This is a genomic window from Enemella evansiae (assembly GCF_002250705.1).
Taxonomy (GTDB): domain Bacteria; phylum Actinomycetota; class Actinomycetes; order Propionibacteriales; family Propionibacteriaceae; genus Enemella; species Enemella evansiae.
In genome coordinates this window covers 22,493-46,761 of record NZ_NMVP01000013.1, presented here as the reverse complement: position 1 = coordinate 46,761, position 24,269 = coordinate 22,493, and the positions used below count along the sequence as shown (strand labels likewise).

The 24,269-nt window shown below is 69.1% G+C and carries 19 protein-coding genes; 12 read left to right on the top strand and 7 right to left on the bottom strand.

Translation table 11 applies throughout. From position 1 onward, the window contains the following. The first annotated feature begins 13 nt into the window (after positions 1-13). The 3 genes from BI335_RS10610 to BI335_RS10600 all read left to right on the top strand — a co-directional run bounded on the left by BI335_RS10610 (position 14) and on the right by BI335_RS10600 (position 3,445). The gene (locus BI335_RS10610) at positions 14-397 is read left to right on the top strand and encodes a nucleoside triphosphate pyrophosphohydrolase family protein (protein WP_229119544.1); all 384 of its coding nucleotides are present in this window, start codon (positions 14-16) and stop codon (positions 395-397) included. Positions 398-412: 15 nt separating this feature from the next. After that, positions 413-1,900, top strand: a complete 1,488-nt coding sequence (locus BI335_RS10605; RefSeq protein WP_094430872.1) for a DCC1-like thiol-disulfide oxidoreductase family protein — start codon at positions 413-415, stop codon at positions 1,898-1,900. A gap of 156 nt (positions 1,901-2,056) precedes the next feature. Continuing rightward, positions 2,057-3,445: a dicarboxylate/amino acid:cation symporter gene (locus tag BI335_RS10600; RefSeq protein ID WP_094430870.1), complete on the top strand. Its 1,389-nt coding sequence runs from the start codon at positions 2,057-2,059 to the stop codon at positions 3,443-3,445. A 65-nt stretch (positions 3,446-3,510) separates the two neighbouring features. On the opposite strand, the gene BI335_RS10595 is transcribed toward BI335_RS10600, so the two are convergent. Next, the gene (locus BI335_RS10595; RefSeq protein WP_094430909.1) at positions 3,511-5,043 is read right to left on the bottom strand and encodes an MFS transporter; all 1,533 of its coding nucleotides are present in this window, start codon (positions 5,041-5,043) and stop codon (positions 3,511-3,513) included. A gap of 150 nt (positions 5,044-5,193) precedes the next feature. Between BI335_RS10595 and BI335_RS10590 the strand changes: the two genes are divergently transcribed. Beyond that, positions 5,194-5,811 carry a TetR/AcrR family transcriptional regulator gene (locus BI335_RS10590; RefSeq protein WP_094430868.1) on the top strand — a complete coding sequence of 206 codons (618 nt, stop codon included), beginning with the start codon at positions 5,194-5,196 and terminating at the stop codon, positions 5,809-5,811. Positions 5,812-5,826: 15 nt separating this feature from the next. Here the strand turns inward: BI335_RS10590 and BI335_RS10585 are convergent, their stop codons facing one another. Both BI335_RS10585 and BI335_RS10580 read right to left on the bottom strand, forming a co-directional pair. Further along, a complete protein-coding gene (locus BI335_RS10585; RefSeq protein ID WP_094430866.1) occupies positions 5,827-7,119 on the bottom strand; it encodes an MFS transporter in 1,293 nt (430 codons plus the stop codon). Between the two features lie 76 nt (positions 7,120-7,195). Continuing rightward, complete coding sequence (locus BI335_RS10580; RefSeq protein WP_094430864.1) at positions 7,196-7,405, bottom strand: heavy-metal-associated domain-containing protein; 210 nt, start codon at positions 7,403-7,405, stop codon at positions 7,196-7,198. A gap of 295 nt (positions 7,406-7,700) precedes the next feature. On the opposite strand from BI335_RS10580, the gene BI335_RS10575 reads away from it, so the two are divergent. After that, positions 7,701-8,696 carry a heavy-metal-associated domain-containing protein gene (locus tag BI335_RS10575; protein WP_229119543.1) on the top strand — a complete coding sequence of 332 codons (996 nt, stop codon included), beginning with the start codon at positions 7,701-7,703 and terminating at the stop codon, positions 8,694-8,696. Next, on the top strand, positions 8,683-11,013 hold the full coding sequence (locus BI335_RS10570) for a heavy metal translocating P-type ATPase (protein ID WP_172421842.1): 2,331 nt from the start codon (positions 8,683-8,685) through the stop codon (positions 11,011-11,013). The genes BI335_RS10575 and BI335_RS10570 overlap by 14 nt, the downstream gene beginning before the upstream one ends. On the opposite strand, the gene BI335_RS10565 is transcribed toward BI335_RS10570, so the two are convergent. After that, positions 11,006-12,094, bottom strand: coding sequence for an LOG family protein (locus BI335_RS10565; RefSeq protein ID WP_094430862.1), 1,089 nt, complete (start codon positions 12,092-12,094; stop codon positions 11,006-11,008). The two genes, BI335_RS10570 and BI335_RS10565, sit on opposite strands and share 8 nt — an antisense overlap. Beyond that, positions 12,094-13,656: an LLM class flavin-dependent oxidoreductase gene (locus BI335_RS10560; protein WP_094430860.1), complete on the bottom strand. Its 1,563-nt coding sequence runs from the start codon at positions 13,654-13,656 to the stop codon at positions 12,094-12,096. The genes BI335_RS10565 and BI335_RS10560 overlap by 1 nt, the downstream gene beginning before the upstream one ends. Before the next feature lie 64 nt (positions 13,657-13,720). Between BI335_RS10560 and BI335_RS10555 the strand changes: the two genes are divergently transcribed. Next, complete coding sequence (locus BI335_RS10555) at positions 13,721-15,139, top strand: MFS transporter (protein WP_094430858.1); 1,419 nt, start codon at positions 13,721-13,723, stop codon at positions 15,137-15,139. 133 nt (positions 15,140-15,272) lie between these two features. Here BI335_RS10555 and BI335_RS10550 read toward each other — a convergent pair whose 3' ends face one another. Then, on the bottom strand, positions 15,273-16,865 hold the full coding sequence (locus BI335_RS10550) for a DUF222 domain-containing protein (RefSeq protein WP_094430856.1): 1,593 nt from the start codon (positions 16,863-16,865) through the stop codon (positions 15,273-15,275). Positions 16,866-17,110: 245 nt separating this feature from the next. Continuing rightward, positions 17,111-18,655: a S8 family peptidase gene (locus BI335_RS10545; protein ID WP_094430854.1), complete on the bottom strand. Its 1,545-nt coding sequence runs from the start codon at positions 18,653-18,655 to the stop codon at positions 17,111-17,113. A 156-nt stretch (positions 18,656-18,811) separates the two neighbouring features. Here BI335_RS10545 and dxr point away from each other — a divergent pair, with 156 nt between their 5' ends. From dxr to BI335_RS10520, 5 genes are read left to right on the top strand one after another with little or no spacing between them, the layout of a single operon-like run. Further along, positions 18,812-20,062 (top strand): 1-deoxy-D-xylulose-5-phosphate reductoisomerase, encoded by a 1,251-nt coding sequence (dxr, locus tag BI335_RS10540; RefSeq protein WP_094430852.1) that lies wholly within the window; start codon positions 18,812-18,814, stop codon positions 20,060-20,062. Between the two features lie 9 nt (positions 20,063-20,071). After that, a complete protein-coding gene (locus BI335_RS10535) occupies positions 20,072-21,379 on the top strand; it encodes a M50 family metallopeptidase (RefSeq protein ID WP_094430850.1) in 1,308 nt (435 codons plus the stop codon). Positions 21,380-21,419: 40 nt separating this feature from the next. Further along, positions 21,420-22,559 (top strand): flavodoxin-dependent (E)-4-hydroxy-3-methylbut-2-enyl-diphosphate synthase, encoded by a 1,140-nt coding sequence (ispG, locus tag BI335_RS10530; protein ID WP_094430847.1) that lies wholly within the window; start codon positions 21,420-21,422, stop codon positions 22,557-22,559. 24 nt (positions 22,560-22,583) lie between these two features. Then, positions 22,584-23,426, top strand: a complete 843-nt coding sequence (locus tag BI335_RS10525) for a GNAT family N-acetyltransferase (protein ID WP_094430904.1) — start codon at positions 22,584-22,586, stop codon at positions 23,424-23,426. A 55-nt stretch (positions 23,427-23,481) separates the two neighbouring features. Further along, entirely contained in the window at positions 23,482-24,225 is a 744-nt protein-coding gene (locus tag BI335_RS10520; protein WP_094430845.1) for a VOC family protein, read from the top strand. Positions 24,226-24,269 lie beyond the last annotated feature (44 nt).

Genomic DNA, 24,269 nt, shown 5'->3' with positions numbered 1-24,269 from the left:
AAGGCTGCCACCCATGGAAATGTCCGAGTGGATCGATCGGCTGGAACTGATCTCCGACGGGTACGCCGAGGTGTACGGCATCGACCGCAGCCCGGAGTGGATGCTGCTGAAGCTCACCGAGGAACTGGGGGAGCTAAGTCAGGCCTGGCTGGTCGCCTCCGGCCAGGGCCGCGACCGTAACCAGTCACCGGCGCAGGCTCAGGCCACCCTCGCCGCCGAGTGCGCCGATGTCGTCGCGATGGCGCTGCTCACCGCGCGCCGGATGGGCGTCGATATCGAGGCGTCGATGAGCGAGAAATGGCTGGTCTGGGAGGACTACCACCGGCGCCGGCGCGACGAGGGCGACGCCGCTGTACCGCCGATCGCGCTGGACGGCAACGCGTTCGGCACCGCCTGATGTGATGATGGCGTGATGCTGACGGTGCTCTACGACGGCCAGTGCGAGATCTGCCAGGCCGGCGTCTCCTGGATCGCCGCCACCGACACCCACCACCGGGTGCGACCCGTTGCCATCGAGGACGCCGACCCGGCGGCGTACGGGCTCACCGAAACCGAGTGCCTCACCCAACTGCACGTCATCGACGAGGCCGGCACCGTCCGGGCCGGCTGGGAGGCCGTGGCCGCGGTCGCCCGGGCGCTGCCGGCCTTCGCGCCGCTGACCGCGCTCGACCGGATCCGCCCGCTGCACCGGGCCGCCGACCGCGGCTACCGCTGGGTCGCGGCGAACCGGCTCGCGCTGTCCACCTGCCGCGGCGGCAGCTGCCACGTCGCCGACGTCACCGACGTCCGCCGGCGCGCCGACTCCGGCGCCTTCTGGAGCTGCTGGAGCCTCGGCCTGCTCGCCCGGCTCCCGCTGATCGCCGCCCTCGGCGTACGCGACCAGGCCCTGCGGATCCGCGACCACGCCGCCACCTTCCGCAAGCGGATCGTGGTGATCCCCGATCTGCTCGAACTCTGGTTCCTCGGCGGGCGGGCCAGCGACCTGGTACCGCTGGCGTTCGGCGAACGGTTCTGCGCGATCTGGTACGACGGCGCGATGCTGGATCCCGGATCGGTGGTGATGCGCCGCTCGCTGGCCCGACACCTCGACGCCCATACCGGCCGCGGCGGCACCCTGACCGCGATCGCCGCCACCCACGCCCACGAGGAACACATCGGCAACCTCGAATGGGCCGCCGACCGCCACCACCTCCCTGTGTACGCCGCAGCGGCCACCGACGCGAGGCTCCGCCCGGCCGAACGGATCCCGCTGGAACGCGCCCTGGTGATCGGCCAACCACCCAGCCTCACCGGCCCGACCCACGACACCACCACCGGCGTACCGCTGCGCGCCGGCCGCCGACTCGACGCCCACCCCGCCCCCGGCCACTGCGCCGACCACATCGTGCTGTTCGACCCCGAGCACAGGGTCGCGCTGGTCGGCGACGCGTTCATGGGGGCGTACTTCTCCTCACCGAACGCCGAGGTCGACTCCCGCGTCTGGATCGCCACCCTGGAACGATTGCTGGCACTCGACGTCCGCGTGCTGGTCGAGGGTCACGGCCACGTGCACACCCTCGACCCGGCGATCGCCGACCGCACCGGGGTGGTGATCCGGGAGGATCCCCGCGCCGCGATCGAGGAGAAACTCACCCAACTGCGCTGGCTCGCCGACCGGATCGACGAGGCCGCCGAGCTCGGCATGGAGCCCGGAGCGGTGACCGCGAGCTGCTTCCCGTGGGGGAGACGCAACTCCTGGGAGACCTTCCTGGCCGACGAGACGGCCCGGCTCGCCACCCGCGGCGGATTCTCCCGCGGCGAACTGATCCGCTCGTTCAACCGCCGGCCGGGGGAGACCCTGCCGACCCTGTTGGAGGCCCGCATCCGCAGCGGGCAGAAAACTCCCGACCGGGTGGAATGAAACCGCCCCCGGCGGGGTTGCCCTGATCGTGCACAACCATGTCTGCGGCCTGTGGTGCCGCCGCTACGTCGACCTGGCGCGGACCGCCAGCGCAGTGTGTCGACCGCGGTCGATGTCCTAACCTGCTTTCACCAACCCCAGACCCGGAGCACACCCATGTCTTCTTCCACCACCCATGCGGCCGAACCCAGTCCGGCCAAGCCCAAGCGCCGCGGCGTACCCTTCTGGGCGCAGACTTTCATCGGTCTCGCCGTCGGCATCATCCTCGGTTTCGCGGCCCGCCAGTGGGACATCAACTGGCTGACCACCACCCTGACCACCGTCGGCACCATCTTCGTGCAGTTGCTCAAGGTGGTCGTCGTGCCGCTGGTGCTGACCGCGATCATCGTCTCGATCGCGAACCTGCGCCAGGTGGCCAACGCCGCCAAGCTCGCGGTGCAGACGCTGATCTGGTTCGCGATCACCTCGGCCATCGCGGTCGTCATCGGGATCGCGATCGGCCTGCTCACCAACCCCGGCGCGCACGCCTCCCTGGACACCGCCGCCGGCAAGGCGCCGAGCAGCACCGGCAGCTGGCTCGACTTCCTGAAGTCGATCGTGCCGGGCAATGTCTTCGGCCTGGAGGTCTCCAGCAAGGCCGCCGGCAGCGGCGCGGCCATCCAGGTCACCTCCAGCCTGTCGTTCAACGTGCTGCAGCTCGTGGTGATCGGCATCTTCGTCGGCGCCGCCGCCCTCGCCGTCGGCCCCAAGGCCGAACCGGTGCTGAAGTTCGCCGAAGGCGTGCTGGAGATCTTCTCCAAGCTCACCTGGTGGGTGATCCGACTCGCCCCGATCGGTACTGCCGCGCTGATCGGCAAGGCCGTCGCCAGCTACGGCTGGGATCTCCTTGCCCCTTTGGGAATCTTCACCCTCGACATCTATCTCGGCTGCGCGATCGTGCTGTTCGTGGTCTACCCGCTGCTGGCGAAGCTGCACGGGCTGAACCCGATCAAGTTCTTCGCCGGTGCCTGGCCGGCGATCCAGTTCGGTTTCGTCTCCCGGTCCTCGGTGGGTACGCTCCCGCTCACCCAGCGCGTCACGACGCGGAACCTGGGCGTGGCCGAGGAGTACGCCTCCTTCGCCGTGCCGATCGGTTCGACCACCAAGATGGACGGCTGCGCCGCGATCTACCCGGCGATCGCCGCGATCACCATCGCCCAGCTCTACGGCATCCCGCTGGGCATCCAGCAGTACCTGCTGATCGCGCTGGTCTCGGTGATCGGTTCGGCCGCCACCGCCGGCCTGACCGGTTCGGTGGTGATGCTGTCGCTGACGCTGAGCACCCTGGGTCTGCCGCTGGAGGGCGTCGGCCTGCTGCTCGCCATCGACCCGATCATCGACATGATGCGCACCGCGACCAACGTCGCCGGCCAGGCGCTGGTACCGACGATCGTCGCCAAGCGCAACGGCCTGCTGGACCAGAAGGTCTACGACGCCAGCACCTTCGGCAATGCGGAGGAGCGCCTGGACACCCCGGAGAACGACCGCGCGAAGGTCGCCGCCTGAGGGGTTGGCTGGCGGCTGCCCGTCGACCGACGGGCAGCCGCGTCGCTTGGTTCGGATCCGCACGGCTAGTCCGTCTTGCCGGTGGGTCGGACGTGGCGCAACCGGGTGGCCGCGATGATCGCTGTGATACCGGCGATCGCGGCCGAGACGATCGCGGCGGTGTTCAGCCCGCTGCTGAACGCCTCGCGTGCGGCAACGGCGAGAGCATCCCCGATACCCGGCGGCAACTGGGATGCGGTGACCAGCGCTCCATCGACACTTTCGGTTGCGGCGGACCGTGCCTCCTCCGGGAGCCCACCCGGCAGCAAGCGGGTGATCTGCGAACGGTAGGCAACGACACCGATACTGCCGATGATCGCCACGCCCAGGGAGATGCCCAGGTCATTGGCCGTGGTGGCGAGCCCGGAGGCGCCGCCCGCCCGCTCCGGCGGTACCGAGCCGACCACCAGGTCGGTGGTGAGCGCCATCGCCGGGGCGACACCGGGGTAGGTGAGAACGAAGCTCGCGATCACCAGAGCAAGACCGGTACCTGCGTCGAGCTGGGTGAACAGGAGGTAGCCGATCACCTGGGTGGCGAGGCCGATCGCGATGACACTGCCCGGGCGGAACCTCCGGGCGAGCACCGGTGCGATTGTGGCGACCACGATCAGAACGGCGGCCGCCGGCAGGATGGCCAGACCCGCCTGCAGCGGCGAGAGGCCCTGCACCGACTGCAGGTACTGGGCGAACAGCGAGTAGATCCCGCCCAGCGCTGCCGCCGAGAACATGAACACCACGAGCGCGGCGCTCACGGTCCGGTTGGCGAACAGTCGCACGTCGAGCAGGGGTTGCTCGGCGCGGAGCTGCCGGATGACGAACCACAGGCCGATCAGCGCCCCGGCCGCCAGCAGCCCGATCGAGGGGCCGGCGGGCTCCTGGGTGGCGAATCGCTTGATGCCGTAGATGATCGCGAGCAATGAGCTGACCAGCAGCAGGGCGCTCAGCAGGTCGATCCGTGCGGTCGGATCGCGGTGCTCGGGCAGCAGCAGCGGCGCGCCGATGGCCACGATCGCCATCACCGGCACCGCGACCAGGAAGGTCGCCTGCCAGCCGAAGCCCTCCAGCAGTACGCCGCTGAGCAGCGGGCCGAGCGCCACGCCGGCGGAGATGCCGCCGGCCCAGACCCCGATCGCGATACCGCGCGCCTTCGCGTCGGCGAACATCACGAAGATCAGGCCCAACGTCGAGGGGACCATCATCGCCGCCGTGAGCCCGAGCAGGGCCCGCCAGGCGATCATCAGGCCGGCGTCGGTGGTCAGGGCTGCCACGACGGAGAGGATGCCGAAGCCGATTGCGCCGATGACCATCAGCAGCCGCTTGCCGACCCGGTCGCCCAGGACGCCCATCGCGACGAGGAAGCCGGCCATCACGAAGCCGTAGATGTCGAGAATCCACAGCAGTTGGGTACTGGTGGGTTTCAGATCGGCCGCCATGCTCGGCGCGGCCAGGAACAGGATGGTCAACATCATGAACAGCAGCGTCGAGGGCAGCACGAGCACTGCCAGCCCCCACCACTGTTTCGCGCCGGTGCGGGCCACCGGCTCTTGGGTGTCGGTCATGATCATCTCTCTCTTTCGGTTCGGATGGCGGGCCCACCGCCCACCATCACAAGTCAATCATCTAAGTACGAGTTATAACCACGATGCTATCTCATGCATTCCCGTACGAGATAACTTCTTTGGGCTAGGTTTGGCGATGGAGGTGGATCAGTGACGCAGAAGCAGCGCGCCCCGCGGGGTACGCGGAAGCAGGGTGTCGAGCGGGCGGCGAATCAGCGGGCCGATGCGCAGCGCAACCGGGCGGCGATCCTGGCCGCCACTCCGCTGGCCCTGCGCAAGAATCCGGACGCCTCGATCGCCGATATCGCGGTCGAGGCGGGGGTCGGGCGGATGACCCTCTATGGGCACTTCAAGAGCCGGGCCGAACTCCTCGACGCCGCGCTGGTGGATGGGCTGGAGCGTGCCGAGTCGGTGCTGTCGGGGGTCGATCTGGACGGTGATCCGGCGGAGGCCCTGGCCCGGTTGATCGAATCGAGCTGGTCACTGCTCGACCAGGTCAGCAGCCTGTTGGTGGCCGCCCAGAAGGAGGTGCCCGGTCGCCGGATCCGCGAGATGCACCAGAAGGCCGAGGCGCGGATGCGGGGCCTGCTGGAGCGCGGGCAGGCGGAGGGAGTGTTCCGGGACGACCTGCCCGTCGGTTGGCTCCTCGCGGTCACGCACGCGACCATGAATGCCGCCGCGGCCGAGTCGACGGCCGGGCGGCTGCGGCCCGCCGACGCCCCGGGCTTCATCAATGCAGTCCTGCTGCAGGCATTCGCGGCGGCCTGATCCGGGCGACCCGGCTCACACTGGGCGAGTGCAGGCGCACTGCCCCGCCAGCAGGGTGCCCTCGGCAGCGTCGGGTTCAGCCTCGGCACCGGCGGGCGGAATCGCTTCGACTGCTGGAGATTCTGGGCGCCACAGCAGTGGTGCGGCGATCGCGCCGGAAAGGGCCAGGATGCCGAGGATGCCCCAGGCCCAGCTCAGGCCTGCTGCGGTGCCGATCCAGCCGGCGATCGGGTAGCTGATCAGCCAGGCCAGATGGGACAGGGAGAATTGGGCGGCGAAGGCGCCGGGCAGGGCCGACGTGCCGACCGAGGCCCGGATGACCCGCCCGGTCGGGGTGATGATCAGCGCCATGCCGGCGCCGATGAGCACCCAGATCGGGGCGGTGACGATCCAACTGGCGATGCCGGCCAGGGGCATCATGAGGGCCGCCAGGACGCCGAGGACGAGCACGGCGGCGCCGGTCAGCATCACGCCGCGATCGGCGATCCGGTCGAGCACCCTGGGCAGGGTGAGGGCGACGAGCAGGGTCCCGCTGCCGGAGGCGGCGAGCATCCAGGCGACGTCGGCCTGGCTGCCGCCGAGCACGTCGCGGACGTAGTTGACGGTGTTCACCACCACGATCGAGCCTGCCGCGGCGACCACCATGTTCAGGGCGAGTACGCCGCGCAGCCGCGGGGTGGCGAGGAATGTCCGGATGCCCGCTGAGATGCGGTCCCAGACGCGCGTCTGACCGCTTGCGGTGGCGTTCGGGATGCGGGTGGACAGCACCAACCCCGCCGAGACGAGGAAGCCGACCGAGGTGCCGAGGAACAGCCAGTTGAAGGTCATGAACGTCAGCGCGACCGCCGCGAGCACCGGGCTGAGCAGGCTTTCCATGGTCGAGGCGACCTGTGAGGCCGACAGTGCCCTGGTGTACTGCGCCTCCTCGGTGACGATGTCGGGGATGACGGCCTGGAAGGTCGGCGTGAATGCGGCCGAGGCCGCCTGGAGCAGGCCGACGAGCAGATAGATCTGCCAGACCTCGGTGACGAACGGGAGGACGAGCACGACCCCCGCCCGCACGCAGTCGAGGATGGTGAGAAAGGCTCGCCGCGGCAATCGATCGGCATAGGCGCCGGCCAGCGGGGCGATGACCACATACATCACCATCTTGATCGTCAAGGCCGTGCCCAGTACGGCCCCGGCACGAGGGCCGGCGAGGTCGTAGGCGAGCAGGCCGAGTGCGACGGTCGCAAGTCCGGTGCCGAAGAGAGCGATGATCTGCGCCCCGAACAAGTGCCGGTAGTCGCGGATCGCGAAGAGTTTCATGCGGGGTCTCCGATGCTTGGGGGCCGCGCCCGGTCCGCATCCGATCTGGATGCGGACCGGCGCAGTGGCGGACGGGTCAGCGGCTCGTGAGGGTGTAACCCGCCTTCTCGACCGCCTCCTTGACCGCCTCGTCGGCAACGGGCTCATCGGATGTCACCGTGATGCCACCCGTGGCCAGATCGACGTCGATCCGGGTGACGCCGGGAATCAGTTCCACTTCGCCGGTGACCTTCCCGGCGCAGCCGCCACAGGTCATTCCGGCGACGTTGTAGGTGCTGGTGCTCATCGGTGTTGGCTCCTCACTCGGTTGGCGGGGCGGCGACCTCTTCACGGTCAATCCGTACCCCATTGCACGATTTGTGCTTGTTCCGCAGGTTATACCCCTGTAGGGTATGAATCAAGTATAGACGTGATCTGTTTTGGGTGGCCGCGGGACTGTTCGTCGAGGCACCACTGTCGGATCAATATACCCTCTGGGGGTATAAAGTTTCGTACGAGGAAAGGAAAAGAGTCATGACGACCAACATCTGCACCATGACCGCTGCGGCCGCCGAGGCCAGATCTGAGGGGGTCTCTTCCTGATGCGCGCACCACTCAAGCTGACCCTCTTCGGCCTGGGACTGGCCGCCGCGTTCGGTATCGCAGCGGTCACCGCGAACGCGGTCGTGCCGACATCGGTCGTGGACAACTGGACCAGCTCCGCCGGTGAGCATGCCGGCATGAATGACAACAAGATGGGAGACGAGGCGATGGAAGGGATGGACCACGCGAGCGATGGCGCCGCAGCGCTCGGTCTGGGACGAGCGCAGAACGGCTTCGCGCTCACCGATGTCACGGCACCCACCGACGTGGGTACGCCGGGCGAGCTCAGGTTGACCGTGCGGAATGCCGACGGCACCGCCGTCACCGAATTCGACCGGGAACACGAGAAGGAGCTGCACCTCATCGTGGTGCGCTCCGACGGACAGCAGTTCCGACACGTGCATCCCGAGCGCGGCCCCGACGGGGCCTGGTCGATTCCCTGGGTGTGGGACGCCGCCGGCACCTATCGGGTGTTCGCCGACTTCGTTCCCAGTGCCACCGGCGAGGGGCTGACCCTGTCGACCATGGTGCAGGTCTCGGGCCCGTTCCAGGCCCAGCCGGCCACCGGGGCGGTGACCGAGGTCGAGGTCGATGGCTACACGGTTCGGGTGACCGGTGAGCTGGTCCCGGGCCGTGCCTCGGCGTTGACGCTGAGCGTCGATCGCGACGGGAAACCGGTGACGACCCTGCAGCCCTATCTCGGCGCGTTCGGGCATCTGGTCGCGCTGCGAGACGGCGATCTGGCCTACCTGCACGTGCATCCGGAGGGGGAGACGCCGACCGCAGGGGAACTGTCGGGCCCGGAGGTGCGGTTCCAGGCGACCACCCCGACTGCGGGGCGATACCTGCTCTATTTCGACTTCCAGGTCGACGGGCGGGTGCACAGCGCACCGTTGGTGCTCGACACCACCGGTGGGAGCGCGCCCGGCACGCGACCGGCAACAGGCAACGAGACGACACCGAATCAGGGGAGTGACGGCAATGAGCACGACTGAGACCGAGGGCCAGGAGAGCCGCAGCGTCGAGCTGCAGATCGGCGGCATGACCTGTGCCTCGTGCGCGAACCGGATCGAGACGAAGCTCAACAAGCTCGACGGAGTCTCCGCGAGCGTGAACTACGCCACCGAGAAGGCCAGCGTGAATGCACCTGCTGGCTACGATCCGCAACTGTTGATCGCCGAGGTGGAGAAGACCGGTTACACCGCGGCACTGCCCGCGCCAGCCAACCAGCAAGCGACCGGTGGCGATGACGTCGCCGAGTCGGCCGAGGACGCCGAGCTGCGCTCACTGCGTACCCGATTGATCACCTCGGCCGTGTTGGCGGTTCCGGTCATCGCGCTGGCGATGATTCCGGCGCTGCAGTTCGACTACTGGGGCTTCGCGTCGCTGGTGCTGGCCGCCCCGGTCGTGGTGTGGGCGGGTTGGCCGTTCCATCGCGCCGCCTGGATGAACCTCAAGCATGGCGCGGCGACCATGGACACGCTGATCTCGGTGGGGACGACGGCCGCCCTGCTGTGGTCGATCGTCGCGCTCTTCTTCGGCACCGCAGGCGATCGTGGGATGACACACGCCTTCGAGTTCACGATCTCGCGCAGCAACGGTCTTTCCTCGATCTACCTGGAGGTCGCGGCCGGGGTGATCACCTTCATCCTGCTCGGCCGCTACTTCGAGAAGCGCTCCAAGCGGCGGGCCGGTGCGGCCCTGCGGGCCCTGCTCGAGCTCGGCGCCAAGGAGGTCGCGATCCTGCGTGACGGGGTGGAGGCCAGGGTGCCGATCGAGGAACTCTCGGTGGGTGATGAGTTCGTTGTCCGGCCCGGGGAGAAGATCGCCACCGACGGAGTGATCGCCTCCGGCACCTCCGCCATCGACGCCTCGATGCTCACCGGTGAATCGGTGCCGGTCGAGGTCGCCGAGGGCGATCCGGTCACCGGCGCGACCGTCAACGCGGGCGGCCGCCTGATCGTGCGCGCCACCCGGGTCGGCTCGGACACCCAGCTCGCGCAGATGGCCCGGCTGGTGGAGGACGCCCAGTCGGGCAAGGCCGAGGTGCAGCGGCTCGCCGACCGGGTCTCCGGCGTGTTCGTCCCGATCGCGATCACCATCGCCGTCGTCACCCTCGGCGCCTGGATCGGTGCCGGGTTCCCGCTCTCGGCCGGGTTCACCGCGGCAGTGGCGGTGCTCATCATCGCGTGCCCGTGTGCACTGGGCCTGGCCACGCCGACCGCGCTGCTGGTGGGCACCGGTCGAGGTGCGCAACTCGGGGTGCTGATCAAGGGCCCGGAGGTGCTGGAGTCCACCCGGCGGGTCGACACGATCGTGCTGGACAAGACCGGCACCGTGACCACCGGCAAGATGACGCTGACCGAGGTCATCACCGGCGAGGGGGTCGAGCGGGCCGAGTTGCTGCGGCTCGCCGGCGGACTGGAGAACGCCTCCGAGCATCCGATCGCCCAGGCCATCGCCACCGGCGCGGCCGGCGAGATCGGCCCGCTCCCGACCCCGGAATCGTTCGACAACGTAGCGGGCCGGGGCGTCCGGGGCACCATCGACGGGCAGGTCGTGCTGGCCGGCCGCGAAACGTTCCTGGCCGACGAATCGATGCAGCTCGATGTGCAGCTGCGGACGGCGAAACGGGCGGCCGAATCCGAAGGCAGGACCGCGATCGTCGTCGGTTGGGACGGAGCGGCCCGCGGCGTCCTGGTCGTCTCGGATCGGATCAAGCCGACCAGCGTGCAGGCCATCGCCCAGTTCAAGGAGCTCGGTCTGACGCCGGTGCTGCTCACCGGGGACAACCAGACGGTGGCCGCACAGGTCGCCGCCGAGGTCGGAATCGACCAGGTGCATGCCGAGGTGCTGCCGTCCGACAAGGTCGATGTCGTCGTCCGGCTGCAGCAGCAGGGCAAGGTCGTCGCCATGGTCGGTGACGGCGTGAACGATGCCCCGGCGCTCGCTCAGGCAGACCTCGGGCTGGCGATGGGCACCGGCACAGATGTGGCGATCGAGGCGGCGGACATCACCCTGGTCCGCGGGGATCTGCGGGCTGCCGCGGATGCGATCCGGCTGTCCCGCAAGACGCTGGGCACCATCAAGACGAACCTGTTCTGGGCCTTCGCCTACAACTCGGCAGCGATCCCGCTGGCCGCGTTCGGTCTGCTCAACCCGATGCTCGCCGGCGCAGCAATGGCGCTGTCCAGCGTCTTCGTCGTCAGCAACAGCCTGCGTCTGCGCGGCTTCCGGGCCCGCGCCGATGACGATCCGGGGACGACTCCCGCTCGATCGGCACCGGCGCGCGAACCCGTGGGAGTCAGTTGACCAGCAGAGCCATCACGTCGCCGGCTGCATCCACCAGATGCAGCCGGCGGCCCATCTCCCGGCCCGCCCCGAGTGCCTGCAGCAGTGGCCAGGCGGGCAGCTTCTCGGTCCAGTGCTCGCGGCCGACCAGCACCATCGGCGCGACCAGGGTGTCGTCGGCGGCGTAGTAGTTGCCGGTCGCGGCCTGGAAGATCTCCTGCACCGTGCCGGCCGCGCCGGGCAGGTAGACGATGCCGCCGCGGCAGCGCTGCAGCAGGGTGTCCTCGCGCAGCGCATTCGCGAAGTACTTGGCGATGTGGGTGCAGAACACGTTCGGCGGCTCGTGGCCATAGAACCAGGTCGGGATGCCGATCGAGAGCACCCCGTCGGTGGCCGGCCAACGCCGCCGCACAGCCAGCGCGATCCCTGCCCAGGCGTCGATATCGGGGCTGAAGCTCGGGGCGGTGGCCAGCTCGGCGATCGCCTCGTCCAGCGCATCACCGCGGCCCGCGAACCAGGCGCCCAGATTGGCCGCCTCCATCGCACCCGGGCCACCACCGGTGAGCACCACGTACCCGGCCTCGGCGAGCCGCTGACCGAGCCGGGCCGCTGCGGCGTACGCCGGGTCGTCGCGGCGCAACGCATGCCCGCCCATCACGCCGACCACCTTCGCCGGATCCAGTTCCAACTCGTCCAGCGCGTCGCTGATCGCGTGGTCGTGCAGCGCCGTGGCCAGGGTGTCCGGGATCGGCGGTACCGCACCCTCGGCGCGCGACCAGGCGTACACCCGGGCATCGACCGAATCGGCATAGCGCGGCTGGTCGTAGAGCTCCTCGGCGGTATAGAGCGTGCCGCGGTAGGGATCGAAGGGCACATCCGGCAGTTGCGGGAACAGCAGCGCACCCCGACCGGGCAGCTCCCGCTCGGTCTGCTCATCCAGCCGGCAGCCGAGGAAGACCGCCCCGGCGACGTCGACCCGGGCCAGCTCCGCGGCGCGGTCGGTCAGGTCGACCGACTGCAGGAACCAGCCCCGCAGCGAGTCGGTATGGCCGATGTGCTCGTCGAACTCGGCCAGGGTTTCGATCTCGGTGAATTCACGCATCACTGGAAACCGTAGCGGGCCAGGGGTACCAGCAGTTCACGCTCCTCGTAGGCGAGGTGGGAGAGCAGGGTGTCGGTGAGCAGATCGATCTGGGTCTGCAGCCGATCCAAAGCCTCCCGGCCTTTGGCGCCATACCCCTCGGCGTCGACGAGGCCGACCAGCGCCCGGTCCAGGGCGTCGAGGACCTCGTGGATCACCTCGTGTTCGTCTTTCAGCCGATCCAGCACCGGCGCCAGGTCGGGCTCGGAATGCCGCAGGTGCGGGAAGATGCTGCGATCCTCCAGGGTGTGGTGGCCGGTGACGATTCGGCAGTAGGACTCGCAGAACGCGCCCAGGGTCCAGTTGTTCTGCCGCATCGTCATCGTATTGATCACCGAGCGCGCCTGGCCGACCGACAGGTGCCCGGTACGGACCTGGGAGACGACGTCGCGGACCTGCTCCAGCTCGGCGCGCAGCCCGTCGTGCATGTCGATCAGGTGCTGCGGCACGGCGAGCTGGGCGGCGGTGAACTCGCTCTGGTCCTGGGTCTGCGGCTTGGTGGGCCGGGTGCTCTCGTCCCAGGGCAGGGACGTGCTGAGGCGTACGCCGTCGTCGGGCGTGGGGGTCACCCGGAGTTGCTGGCCGGCGGACGGTGCGGCCGCGGCCTTTTCCTGTGCTGGTTCGGATTCCGGGCGGGACGTCGGATTCGCCCGCTCGGCGGCGACCAGCTCGCGGACCGCCGGCGCCACCTCGGCCGCCAGGATCCGGACCGTGTCCGGATCCTCGGTACCGACGATGAAGGTGCTCATCCCGGTGGTCAGCGCCAGCTCGGCGAGCTGCTCGGCCCAGTCCGCCGGCGTGCCCTGCAGGAACCCGCCGCCGCGGCCGAATTTTCCAAATATGTTGTAGATCCGCTTGATCGCACCGGGCGAGCGGCCGGCCTTCAGCGCGGCCTCGTCGAGCACCTTGCTGAGCTCCGGCAGGGCCGGCGGGTCGGCGTACCCCATCGAGGGCACCCAGCCGTCGGCGAGCCGCCCGGTCAGCCGCAGCATCCGTGGTTTGTAGGAGCCGATCCAGATCGGGATCTCGTGCGCCGGTACCGGCCCGGCATGCAGCCCGTGCACCCGGTAGTGCTCGCCGTCGAAACGCAGCGACTCCCCGCGCCACATGCCGCGCAGGATCTCGATCGCCTCGGCCAGCGCGTCCACCGCTTCCCCGGGCGTACGCCGCGGCCCGCCGGCCGCCTCGATGGCGTCCCAGAACGCGCCGGCGCCGAGGCCGAGCTCGACCCGGCCCGCGGTGAGCAGGTCCAGGGTGGCCGCCGCCTTGCCGAGCATCACCGGCGGGCGCAGCGGCAGGCTGGCGACATTGGGCGCCAACCGCAGCTGCGAGGTACGCGTGCCGATCACCGACAGCAGTGTCCAGGTGTCGACGAACTGGCCCTGGTAGGGATGGTCCTGGATCGCGATCAGGTCGATGCCGACCGCATCGGCCAGCTCGGCGAGACCGACCAGCCGTTCCACGCTGTCGGCCGCCGGGGTGGGGAAGATCCCGAACTCGATCTCCTGGAAGTAGTCGACCATCACAGACCTCGGTTCACTCGCCGTCCGTTCTGTCAGCACCCTAGCCGCGTGCCATGCTGGGTCGGTGAGTGGCCAAGCGGGAATCCGGATCGCCTCGCCGACAGGGCGCTGGGTGTTGGCCGCCGCCACCCTCGGTTCCGGGATGGCGCTGCTGGACAGCACCGTGGTCAACGTCGCGCTGCGCCGCATCGGCGAGGACCTGGACGCGGGCCTGGCCGACCTGCAATGGATCTCCAACGGCTACCTGCTCAGCCTGGCCTCGCTGATCCTGCTCGGCGGTTCGCTGGGGGACCGGTACGGCCGGCGGAAGATCTTCGTGCTCGGGGTGATCGGGTTCGCGCTGGCCTCGCTGGCCTGTGGGCTGGCGCCGACCGCACCGGTGCTGATCGCCGCGCGGGTGCTGCAGGGCGTGGCGGCGGCCCTGCTCACCCCGGGTTCGCTGGCGATGATCCAGGGCGCGTTCGTCCGCGACGACCGGGCGCGGGCGATCGGTACCTGGTCGGGCCTGGGCAGTGTCGCGACCGCGATCGGGCCGTTCCTCGGCGGGTGGCTGGTGCAGTACGCGAGCTGGCGCTGGGTGTTCCTGATCAACCTGCCGATCGCCGCGGTGACGCTCTTCGCCGCCCGGCACGTGCCGGAGACCCGCGACGAGGAAGCCGTTGCCGGCTTCGATGTGCTCGGTGCGGTGCTCGGCAGCCTCGGACTGGCCGGCATCACGTATGCGTTGATCGAGTGGACGACGCTGCCGCAGGTCGCGCTGGCCGCCGGCCTCGTCGGCCTCGCCGCCGGGGTCGGTTTCGTCGTGCAGGAACGCCGTTCGCCGCACCCGATGATGCCGCCGAAGCTGTTCGGGGCCCGGCAGTTCTCGGCGGCGAACGCGATGACGCTGCTCACCTATGCCGCGCTAGGCGCGGTGATGTTCTTCCTGGTGCTGCAGTTGCAGGTCGTCTCCGGTTTCGATGCGCTGACCGCGGGGCTGTCGACGCTGCCGGTTACGGTGATGATGATCTTCCTGGCCGGGCGGGGTGGTGCGCTGGCCGCGCACATCGGGCCGCGGCTGCCGATGACCGTGGGTCCGCTGCTCTGCGCGGTCGGCACGCTGCTGCTGTCCCGGGTGGGGGCGAGCGTGAACTACTGGCTGGACGTCGCGCTGCCGCTGGTCGTCTTCGGGCTCGGGCTGGCGACCCTGGTGGCGCCGTTGACCGCGACCGTGCTGGCCGCCGCCCCGGATCACAACGCCGGCATCGCCTCCGGCATCAACAACGCCATCGCCCGGGCCGGCTCGCTGCTCGCGGTCGCGGCGCTGCCGTTGCTGGTCGGGCTGTCGGGCGATGACTACCAGAACCCGGCCGCGTTCGGTGCGGGGTACCGGGCGGCGATGTTCTGGTGCGCCGGCCTGCTGGCGGCCGGTGGGCCGCTGTCCTTCCTGACGATCCGCAATCCGGAAGGGGTACGCCGGGCCGCGCGGCAGTCGCGGTCCTGAGGAGGACGCCTTCCCACGTCGGCTGAGCGAGGAGGAACGACGAGTCGAAGCCACTGCCTCTGGGTGACGATGGTTTCGACTCGTCGCTGCGCTCCTCGCTCAACCAACGTGGTGGGATCGCTGCACTTCTCGCTCAACCAACGTGGTGGGTCACCTTGTTCTGCTGCGGCTTGTTCGGCTTCGTGGCCTTGGCTGCTTTGGCTCGTTCGCGGGCGGCCTGGCGTTGCTCGCGGAGGCGTTGCGCTTTGCGGGCACGGCGGAGCCGCTCGCGTTCGCGAGCTTCGTCGGCGGCCTGTTCGGCTTCGGCCTGTTCCTTCTCGAGCTGGGCTTTTCCGTTGCACAGGGTTTCGCGGAGCAGGGTCTCGTATCGGCCGGCGCCGGCAGCGGGGTCGTTGATCAGAGCGTCGGGTGGGGGATGATCCCAGGTCCCGTGCCGGCTGACCCAGACTTCCTGCCCGGCGGGGGATCTCCAGTGGAACACCCCCGGCGAGGGTTGGTCGACCTGATAGCCGGCATGGGTCCGGGCCCGGTGCGGTGCCCGGTTCAGCGGACCCAGATTGTCGGTCGAGGTCGGCCCGTCCGGTGCGGGAACCGTGTGGTCCAGGTCGACACCTCGGCCGAACGCGGAGCGGTTGGAGTGGGGGAACATCACATACCGGTCCCGGAGCTTGACCCGCATGCCGAGTTCGTCGGTTGGGCGGTAGGTGTTCACCATGACCGGGGCGGCCAGGTCGATCACCGGTTTGATCGTCACCTTCCCCGTGCACCGTTCGAGGAGTTCCTTGAGGTGTTGCAGGGTGATCGGGCCGAGAGCTTCGCCTTCGCCGCCGCGGCCGTTGGCCAGGTCCTTCTGGTGGAGGTGCAGGATCAGTTCGGCACCGTGTCGGCATCGTTCGTGAGTAGTGGTGACGATTTCGCCGTCCCGGTTGACCACATCCCCTTGCGGGGTGACGGTCGCGCCGTCGAGCAGGGAGGGTTGTAGCAATTGTCGGGCGCGGTCGGGATGCGCGAGGTGGCCGAGAGCTTCGGCGCGGAGTTCGTCGCGGGAGGCGGTGGATCCGCCCGCTTTCAGCACGTCGGCGAGTCGGTCGAGGGTGCCGTTGAGGTGGGCGGCGTCGCCGGCGTCGAGACTGGCGTAGAGGTCGGTGATGCCGGGAACGGTGCGACTGGGGGTCAACTCGACGCGGCGGTGTTTCTTCGCAGCCTGTCGTTCGGCTTCTTTGTCGACGTTGAGGATCAGTGCGACCTGGGTTTCGGTGGTCTTCACCGCCCGTCGCGGGGTGAGGGAGACGAGTCGCAGTGCCCACAGCGAGTCGAATTCGCGAGCCTGCGTGAACGACAGGTGGAGTGCGGCGCGGGAGACGTCGCGGGCGACCCAGACGGGGATGTCACCGGCGATGGTGGCGTCCCACAGCATCGGATGTCGGTGCCGCAGGTTCAACACGTCGGCGGTCCAGACCTGCGCGGTCTCCGGTGAACAGCCCAGCGACAACGCCAACTCGAGGTGGAAGAACTCGGTGATCCCCGGCGTCCCGTCCGCACCGGGGAACACGAGCTGCTCACCGTGCAGGACGCGGGCGGTCTGTTCACCGGTGTGGGTGTCGAGGCCGGAGTAGGTGTCGCAGGCGACCGCGATCGCGACCAGGCGGCGCGCTTCGGCGGTGGTGATCGCGTCGCTCTCGGCGCGGATCGCTGCGAACAGCTGCGCGCGCTGCGGGTCGGTCATCGGTGGTCACCTCCTCCATGTGCTATCTACCAGATTAGCATAGATGTACGAATCTACACCGGTGAAGTTGGAACTTTCTTGGGGGTGGGTGTGGGCTTCGACTCGCTCGTTCCTCGCTCGCTCAGCCGGCGTACAAGGGGTGGGCTTCGACTCGCTCGTTCCTCGCTCGCTCAGCCGGCGTACGGGGGAGCGGGCATGACAACGGGGCCGGTCCGCGATCGGACCGGCCCCGCTGGGTCAGGACGTCAGCTGCGCGGCTGCACCGCCTTCAGGGCGTCCACGATGCCGTCACCGTAGAAGCTGTTGTAGGCGGCGGTACCGGTGCACTTCTGATCCTGCGGGTACCGCGGGTCAACCGTGTAGGTCGTCGGGCACGGGGTGTCCTGCGCCTGCGCCTTCAGCATCGAGATCAACTGTGCCGGGGTCGCGTTCGGGTTGGCCGACTTCATCAGCGCCAGCACACCGGCGACGTGCGGGGACGCCATCGAGGTGCCGCTGAGCTTGGCGTAGTTCGGCGCCGTCGGGTGATCGGTCGGCATGGTGGACAGGATCGCCGAACCCGGGGCCGACACGTCGATCACGCCGTAGCCGTAGTTGGAGAAGCCGGACTTCTGCCTCGCCTGGTCCACCGAGGACACCGTGACCACACCGTCGAGCTCGGTCGGGATGTCCTTGCACGAACTGTTGATCTGCCGAGGGACGGCCGTGCTGTCGTTCGGAGACCCCTCATCGGTCGTCTTGTTCGCCAGGTCGTAGCTGGAGTTGCCGGCAGCGGCCGCGTGCACGACACCCTTGCCGGTGGCGTACGCCACGGAGCGGCGGACCGCCTCCATCGCCGGGGCCTGGTTGGCCTGATCGCCACACCAGAACTCGAACGGGTCGACGAAGTAGGAGTTGTTGGTGACGTCCATGTTCTTGTCACCGGCCCAGACGAAGCCGCAGATCGCGTACTCGGGGTAGATGAAGCCGTCGTCGTTGACGACCTTCACCGAGGCCATCCGCACGTTCGGCGCGACGCCGACGATGCCCTGGCCGTTGCGCGCGGCGGCGATGGTGCCCGCCACGTGCGTGCCGTGGTAGGAGGTGGTGTCCTCCCAGGCGTACTTGTTGTCGATCCGGCCGGTGTTCGGCTGACCGGCGCCCACACAGCTCACCGAGTTGCCCACGTCGATGTTCTGGCGCAGATCCGGGTGGTCGTAGTCGATGCCGGAGTCCAGTACGCCGACCAGCACGTTCCGCGAGCCGTCGGTGATCTTGTTCGCCTGATCGGACTTGATCATCTGGTTGTTCCACTGCTGCGACTCGCCCGGATCCTGGGCGGTCGCCGGAGTGGTGGTGCCGCGCTCGTCACCGTTGGGGAACTGCGGCTTCTTCTTGTAGCCCGAGGCGCCCTTGGAGCGGAAACCGGAGGTGCCCGGCGTACCCTCGGTGACCGGCGCGGTACGCGACGGACCGGCGGACTCGACGACGTTCTTCTTGGTCGCGCGGATCTTGGTCAGGAAGTCGGCCTTGGTGGAATGCGCGATCACCACACCGATCTGCGGCCAGGACTGCACCACCTTGCCGCCGGACTCGACCACGGCCTTCTCGGCCTGCTTGGTCTTGCCGGGGTTGGCGCCGTTCACGTTGACCACATAGCTGTTGATCTCACCCTCGACCGGGGTGAAGGGCACCGGGGTCGACGGCGGTTCAGCCTGCGGGGCGGCCATGGCGGCCGGCACGGCGGGCAGCACCAGTGCTACCGCGGCCACGCACGCCAGTGCGCCCCTGCGAAGGGTTCGGATCTGCATGGATCTCCTTTGATCGGCTCGGGGTCTCCGAGACTTGGGGTGTCCGGGGGTGTGGAAAGAACTTACTGAGTAGGCCGGTGATTTGTGAAGGATGACTGGATCGGGCGTCCAACTGAACGTTCTCTCATCGGGTGCCGGTCTGACACACTGGCAGGCGTGCGTGAGGTCATCATTCTCGGCAGTACCGGCTCCATCGGTACCCAGGCGCTGGAGGTGATCGGCGACCGCCCCGAGCAGTTCCGGGTCACCGGGCTGGCCGCCGGCGGCAGCAACATCCCGCTGCTCGCCCAGCAGATCCTGGACCATCAGCCCAAGGTGGTCGCGGTCGGTCAGGCGCAGGCGGTGCAGGACCTGCAGCTGGCCCTGTACGCGGAGGCGAAGCAGCGCGGCTGGGCCACCGGCGACACCACGCTGCCGAAGATCCTGGCCGGCCCCGACGCCGCCACCCGGCTGGCCGCCGAGGGGGCCGACGTGGTGCTCAACGGGATCACCGGTTCCGCCGGGCTCGGTGCCACCCTGGCCACCCTGGAGGCCGGTACCACGCTCGCGCTGGCCAACAAGGAGTCGCTGGTGATCGGCGGCCGGCTGGTCACCGACAAGGCCGCCGACGGACAGCTCGTCGCGGTGGACTCCGAGCATTCGGCGATCGCCCAGTGCCTGCGGGCCGGGCGTCGGGACGAGGTACGCCGGGTGATCGTCACCGCCTCGGGCGGCCCGTTCCGCGGGTGGACGCGCGAGCAGATGCGCACCGTCACCCCCGAGCAGGCGATGCAGCACCCGACCTGGAACATGGGCCGGGTGATCACGATCAACTCCGCGACCCTGGTGAACAAGGCGTTGGAGGTGCTGGAGGCGGCGCTGCTCTACGACGTCGACCTGGCCGACATCGAACCGGTCGCGCATCCGCAGTCGATCGTGCACTCGATGGTGGAGTTCGTCGACGGCTCCACGATGGCGCAGTGCTCACCGCCGGACATGAAACTGCCGATCGCGCTCGGCCTCACCTGGCCCGACCGGGTCGCCGATGCGGCGTACCCGATCGATTGGCGACAGGCCGCCAGCTGGACCTTCGAGCCGATCGACCACCAGGCCTTCCCGGCGATCGAGCTGATCAAGCGGGCCGGTCGCCTCGGTGGTACCGCGCCGGCGGTCTTCAACGCCGCCAACGAGGCCTGCGTGGACGCCTTCTGCGCCGGCCGGATCGGCTTCCTCGACATCGTCGACACGATCGCGCGGGTGCTCGACGAGCACACCGGCGACGGCCGCGCCGACGGCGCCACCATTTCCGGCGAGGACGTAGGATCGGCACTGGTCCCCCCGGACCGGGTCACCGTCGCCGACGTGCTCGCGGCCGACCGTTGGGCTCGCGGCCGGGCCGACCGGCTCACCGAAACGCCCGAGGAGTGACGAGCGCGCATGGACATGCTGATCTACATCGGCGGGGCGATCCTCTTCTTCGCCCTGATCATGGCCTCGATCGCGCTGCACGAGGTCGGCCACATGGTGCCGGCCAAGCTCTTCGGGGTGAAGGTCACCGAATACTTCGTCGGCTTCGGCAAGACCCTCTGGTCGGTCAAGCGTGGTGAGACCCGTTACGGCGTCAAGGCCATCCCGCTCGGCGGTTATGTGAAGCTGATCGGGATGTACCCGCCGGAGAAGAAGACCGGCAAGGTACGCAACTCCGGCACCTCGGCGAACCCGCTGGCCTCGCTGATCGACGCCGGCCGGGAGGCCGAATGGGCCGACATCGATCCCGCCGACGACGGCCGCTTCTTCTACCAGAAGAAGACCTGGCAGAAGCTGATCGTGATGATCGGCGGCCCGCTGATGAACCTCATCCTGGCCTTCTTCATCCTCTGGGGCGTCTTCGGCATCCACGGCATCAACCAGCCGCAGCCGGTGGTCGGCGCGGTCAGCCAGTGCATCGTCCCCGCCGACCGGCCCGACCAGCAGACCTGCCAGCCCGGGGATCCGCAGACCCCGGCCGCCGCGGCCGGGCTGCGGGACGGCGACCGGATCGTCTCCTTCAACGGCGTCCAGATCGCCGACTGGCAGCAGCTGCAGGACATGATCCGCGACAACCGGGACGGGGCCGCCGCGATCGTCGTCGAGCGTGGCGGCCAGCAGGTGCCGCTGACCCCGGTGAACACCGTGATCAACGGCGTCCAGTCCGAATGGGATCCGGGCAAGAAGGTGGAGGCCGGCTTCCTCGGCTTCGTCCCGCGCTCGGAGATGGTCCGCGGCGGCCCCGGCATGGTGGTCACCCAGATGGTGGACATGACCAAGACCTCCGCCGCCGTGCTGGCCCAGTTCCCGGTGAAGGTCTGGAACACCGCGGTCGACATGGTCACCGGCAAGCCGCGCGATGTCTACGGTCCGATGAGCATCGTCGGCGCCAGCCGGGCGGCCGGCGAGATCTCCGCGACCGACCAGCTCACCGCCGGGGACAAGGTGGCCACCTTCATGGCCCTGCTCGGCAACGTCAACCTGTTCGTGGCGATCTTCAACTTCGTCCCGCTGCTGCCGCTGGACGGCGGCCACATCCTGGGCGCGATCATCGAGGGGATCCGGCGCGGCGCGGCGAAGCTGTTCAACCGCCCCGACCCCGGGCACCTGGACACCGCCAAGATGCTGCCGGTGGCGTACGCCGTCTTCGCCTTCATCGCGCTGTCCGGTGCGGTGCTGATCCTGGCCGACATCTTCAACCCGCTCAGACTCTTCTGACCCGTAGCTCTTTCTGATTCCGTGACGAGAGAATGGATCCATGACTGATCTGCCCACACCCGAGGTCGTGCCGGTACTGGCGCCGCGCCGCAAGACCCGCCAGATCAAGGTCGGTGACGTGCTGGTCGGCGGCGATGCGCCGATCTCGGTGCAGTCGATGACCACCACCCAGACCACCGATGTGAACTCCACCCTGCAGCAGATCGCCCAGCTCACCGCGGCCGGATGCGACATCGTCCGGGTCGCCTGCCCGAGCCAGGACGACGCCGCCGCGCTGCCTGAGATCGCGCAGCACTCGCAGATCCCGGTGATCGCCGACATCCACTTCCAGCCGAAGTACGTCTTCGCCGCGATCGACGCCGGCTGCGCCGCGGTCCGGGTGAACCCGGGCAACATCAAGGCCTTCGACGACAAGGTCGGTGAGATCGCGAAGGCCGCAAAGGACGCCGGGGTCAGCATCCGGATCGGGGTGAACGCCGGCTCGCTGGACAAGCGGCTGCTCGCCAAGTACGGCAAGGCGACCCCCGAGGCGCTGGTCGAATCCGCGGTCTGGGAGGCCTCGCTGTTCGAGGAGCACGACTTCCACGACTTCAAGATCTCGGTCAAGCACAACGACCCGGTGGTGATGGTGCGCGCCTACCAGCTGCTCGCCGAACGCGGCGACTGGCCGCTGCACCTGGGCGTCACCGAGGCCGGCCCCGCCTTCCAGGGCACGATCAAGTCCGCCACCGCCTTCGGCGCGCTGCTCAGCCAGGGCATCGGCGACACCATCCGGGTATCGCTGTCGGCCGACCCGGTCGAGGAGGTCAAGGTCGGCACCAAGATCCTGGAATCGCTGAACCTGCGTCCGCGCAAGCTGGAGATCGTCTCCTGCCCGTCCTGCGGCCGTGCCCAGGTCGACGTCTACACCCTGGCCGAGAAGGTGACCGCCGGACTCGAGGGGCTGGACGCGCCGCTGCGGGTTGCCGTGATGGGCTGCGTCGTCAACGGGCCGGGCGAGGCCCGGGAGGCCGACCTGGGTGTCGCCTCCGGCAACGGCAAGGGTCAGATCTTCGTCAAGGGCGAGGTGATCAAGACCGTTAAGGAGGCCGAGATCGTGGAAACCCTGATCGAGGAGGCGATGCGGCTGGCCGACGACCTGCCGTCCGGCTCCCCGGAGGTCAGCGTCGCCGGCGCCTGAGCCACGGAGCACCCGGTGACCATCCTGCACACCGAGGTACGCACCCTCGACGACGGCGATCTGGCTGACGCCTGGCAACTGCTCGGCCGCGACCCGGTGGCGCACGTCTTCGTCGCCGCCCGGGTGCAGGCCTACGGTCTGGACGCCTGGCGGCTCGGCTGTCCGGTGCTCGGTCACTTCCGCGACGGCGAACTGGTCGCGATGTGCCACTGCGGCTCCAATCTGGTGCCGGTGGAGGCCGACGCGGAGGCGCTGGCCGCATTCGTGGTCGCCGGGTCGGGGGTACGCCGCTGCAGTTCGATCGTCGGGCCGGCCGACCAGGCGCTCACGCTGTGGGAACTGTCCGCCGAGAAGTGGGGACGGTCCTGGTCGGCGGTACGCGAGGTACGCCGCAGCCAGCCGATGCTGGCGATCGCGGGCGAGCCCGTGGTGCCGATTGATGAGCGGGTCATCCGGATCGGACCGGAACATCTGGAGGCGTACTTCGATGCCGCGGTGCGGATGTACACCGAGGAGGTCGGGGTGTCCCCGTTGGTCGGTGGCGACCGCGGGCCGTACCTGAGTTACGTCCGCCGGCTGATCCAGCAGGGCCGCGCGTTCGGCATCGTCGAGGACGATCGGGTGATCTACAAGTCCGACATCGGCTCGGTGGCCCAGGGGGTGGCCCAGGTGCAGGGGGTGTGGCTCAGCCCGGAGCTGCGCGGGCAGGGGCTCGCCGCGCCGGCGATGGCGGCGGTGGTGCGGTTGGCTCGGGAACAGGCCGACACGATCTCGCTGTATGTGAACAGTTTCAACGCGCCGGCGCGCGCGACCTACGCCCGGGTGGGATTTCAACAGGTGGGGGAGTTCGCCACCGTCCTCTACTGAACGGTGCCTCGCTAGGCTGAGGGGAACGACCGGAACCGGCCCCCTGGGAGGAATCGTGACCGCAGATTTCGTGGTCTGTCTGTACCGCCCGACCCACGATGTCGAGCGGATGAGCGCCTTCCTGGAGGTGGTCGGGCTGCACCGCACCGTCCGTCGCGATGGCGACGGCGCGGCGTTCGTGTGGGGCCGCGGCGGGATGGTCGCGCTGTTCCCCGCGGAGGGCCCGGCCCGGCCCGGTCGCAGCGAGCTCACCCTGGAGACCACCGATCTGGACGCGGCCGAGCAGGCGGTCCGGGTGGCCGGGCTCGCCGCCCGCCGGATCAGCGACACCGACTTCCCCGGACTCTCGGTGACCGCACCGGATCGGCGTACCCTCTGGATCGCGGAGAGCTTCCGCGATCCCGACGACCAGGGCTCGGACTATCCGCATCACGCGCTGGACGTGCTCGCGCTGCACCACAGCAGCAATCCCGACGACGCGGTGGGTCTGTTCGAGATCTTCGGTTTCCGCCCGATCGCCCGCGGCGACAACCTCTGGCTGGTGATGTTCGGTGACGAGGCCAGCGGGGCGATCGCGATCGAGGGCCGCGGCCAGAGCCCCGAGCAGGGCCCGATCATGGTCCAGCTCGGGCTGCGCACCGAGGAACCGCTGGCCGAGGTCGCGGCGCGCCTGCAGGCCGCCGGGCATCCGGTGGGGGAGATCACCACCGTGGGCGGGTTCCCGTTCCTGTCCGTCACCGACCCGGATCAGATCACCCTCGGCATTTTTCAGGTCGGCCCGGAGGTCCCCGGGCGGTAGGCTGCCGCTCGTGCCCCAGGACGGTGGGGCATTCGGCGTACCCC

What these genes read in the sequence shown, in the direction of transcription:
- BI335_RS10585 (WP_094430866.1), bottom strand. Translation starts at nt 7,119, where the DNA reads ATGAAACTCTTCGCGATCCGCGACTACCGGCACTTGTTCGGGGCGCAG.
- BI335_RS10600 (WP_094430870.1), top strand. Translation starts at nt 2,057, where the DNA reads ATGTCTTCTTCCACCACCCATGCGGCCGAACCCAGTCCGGCCAAGCCC.
- ispG (WP_094430847.1), top strand. Translation starts at nt 21,420, where the DNA reads ATGACTGATCTGCCCACACCCGAGGTCGTGCCGGTACTGGCGCCGCGC.
- BI335_RS10610 (WP_229119544.1), top strand. Translation starts at nt 14, where the DNA reads ATGGAAATGTCCGAGTGGATCGATCGGCTGGAACTGATCTCCGACGGG.
- BI335_RS10605 (WP_094430872.1), top strand. Translation starts at nt 413, where the DNA reads ATGCTGACGGTGCTCTACGACGGCCAGTGCGAGATCTGCCAGGCCGGC.
- BI335_RS10545 (WP_094430854.1), bottom strand. Translation starts at nt 18,655, where the DNA reads ATGCAGATCCGAACCCTTCGCAGGGGCGCACTGGCGTGCGTGGCCGCG.
- BI335_RS10550 (WP_094430856.1), bottom strand. Translation starts at nt 16,865, where the DNA reads ATGACCGACCCGCAGCGCGCGCAGCTGTTCGCAGCGATCCGCGCCGAG.
- BI335_RS10535 (WP_094430850.1), top strand. Translation starts at nt 20,072, where the DNA reads ATGGACATGCTGATCTACATCGGCGGGGCGATCCTCTTCTTCGCCCTG.
- BI335_RS10570 (WP_172421842.1), top strand. Translation starts at nt 8,683, where the DNA reads ATGAGCACGACTGAGACCGAGGGCCAGGAGAGCCGCAGCGTCGAGCTG.
- BI335_RS10565 (WP_094430862.1), bottom strand. Translation starts at nt 12,094, where the DNA reads ATGCGTGAATTCACCGAGATCGAAACCCTGGCCGAGTTCGACGAGCAC.
- BI335_RS10575 (WP_229119543.1), top strand. Translation starts at nt 7,701, where the DNA reads ATGCGCGCACCACTCAAGCTGACCCTCTTCGGCCTGGGACTGGCCGCC.
- BI335_RS10580 (WP_094430864.1), bottom strand. Translation starts at nt 7,405, where the DNA reads ATGAGCACCAGCACCTACAACGTCGCCGGAATGACCTGTGGCGGCTGC.
- BI335_RS10560 (WP_094430860.1), bottom strand. Translation starts at nt 13,656, where the DNA reads ATGGTCGACTACTTCCAGGAGATCGAGTTCGGGATCTTCCCCACCCCG.
- BI335_RS10595 (WP_094430909.1), bottom strand. Translation starts at nt 5,043, where the DNA reads ATGACCGACACCCAAGAGCCGGTGGCCCGCACCGGCGCGAAACAGTGG.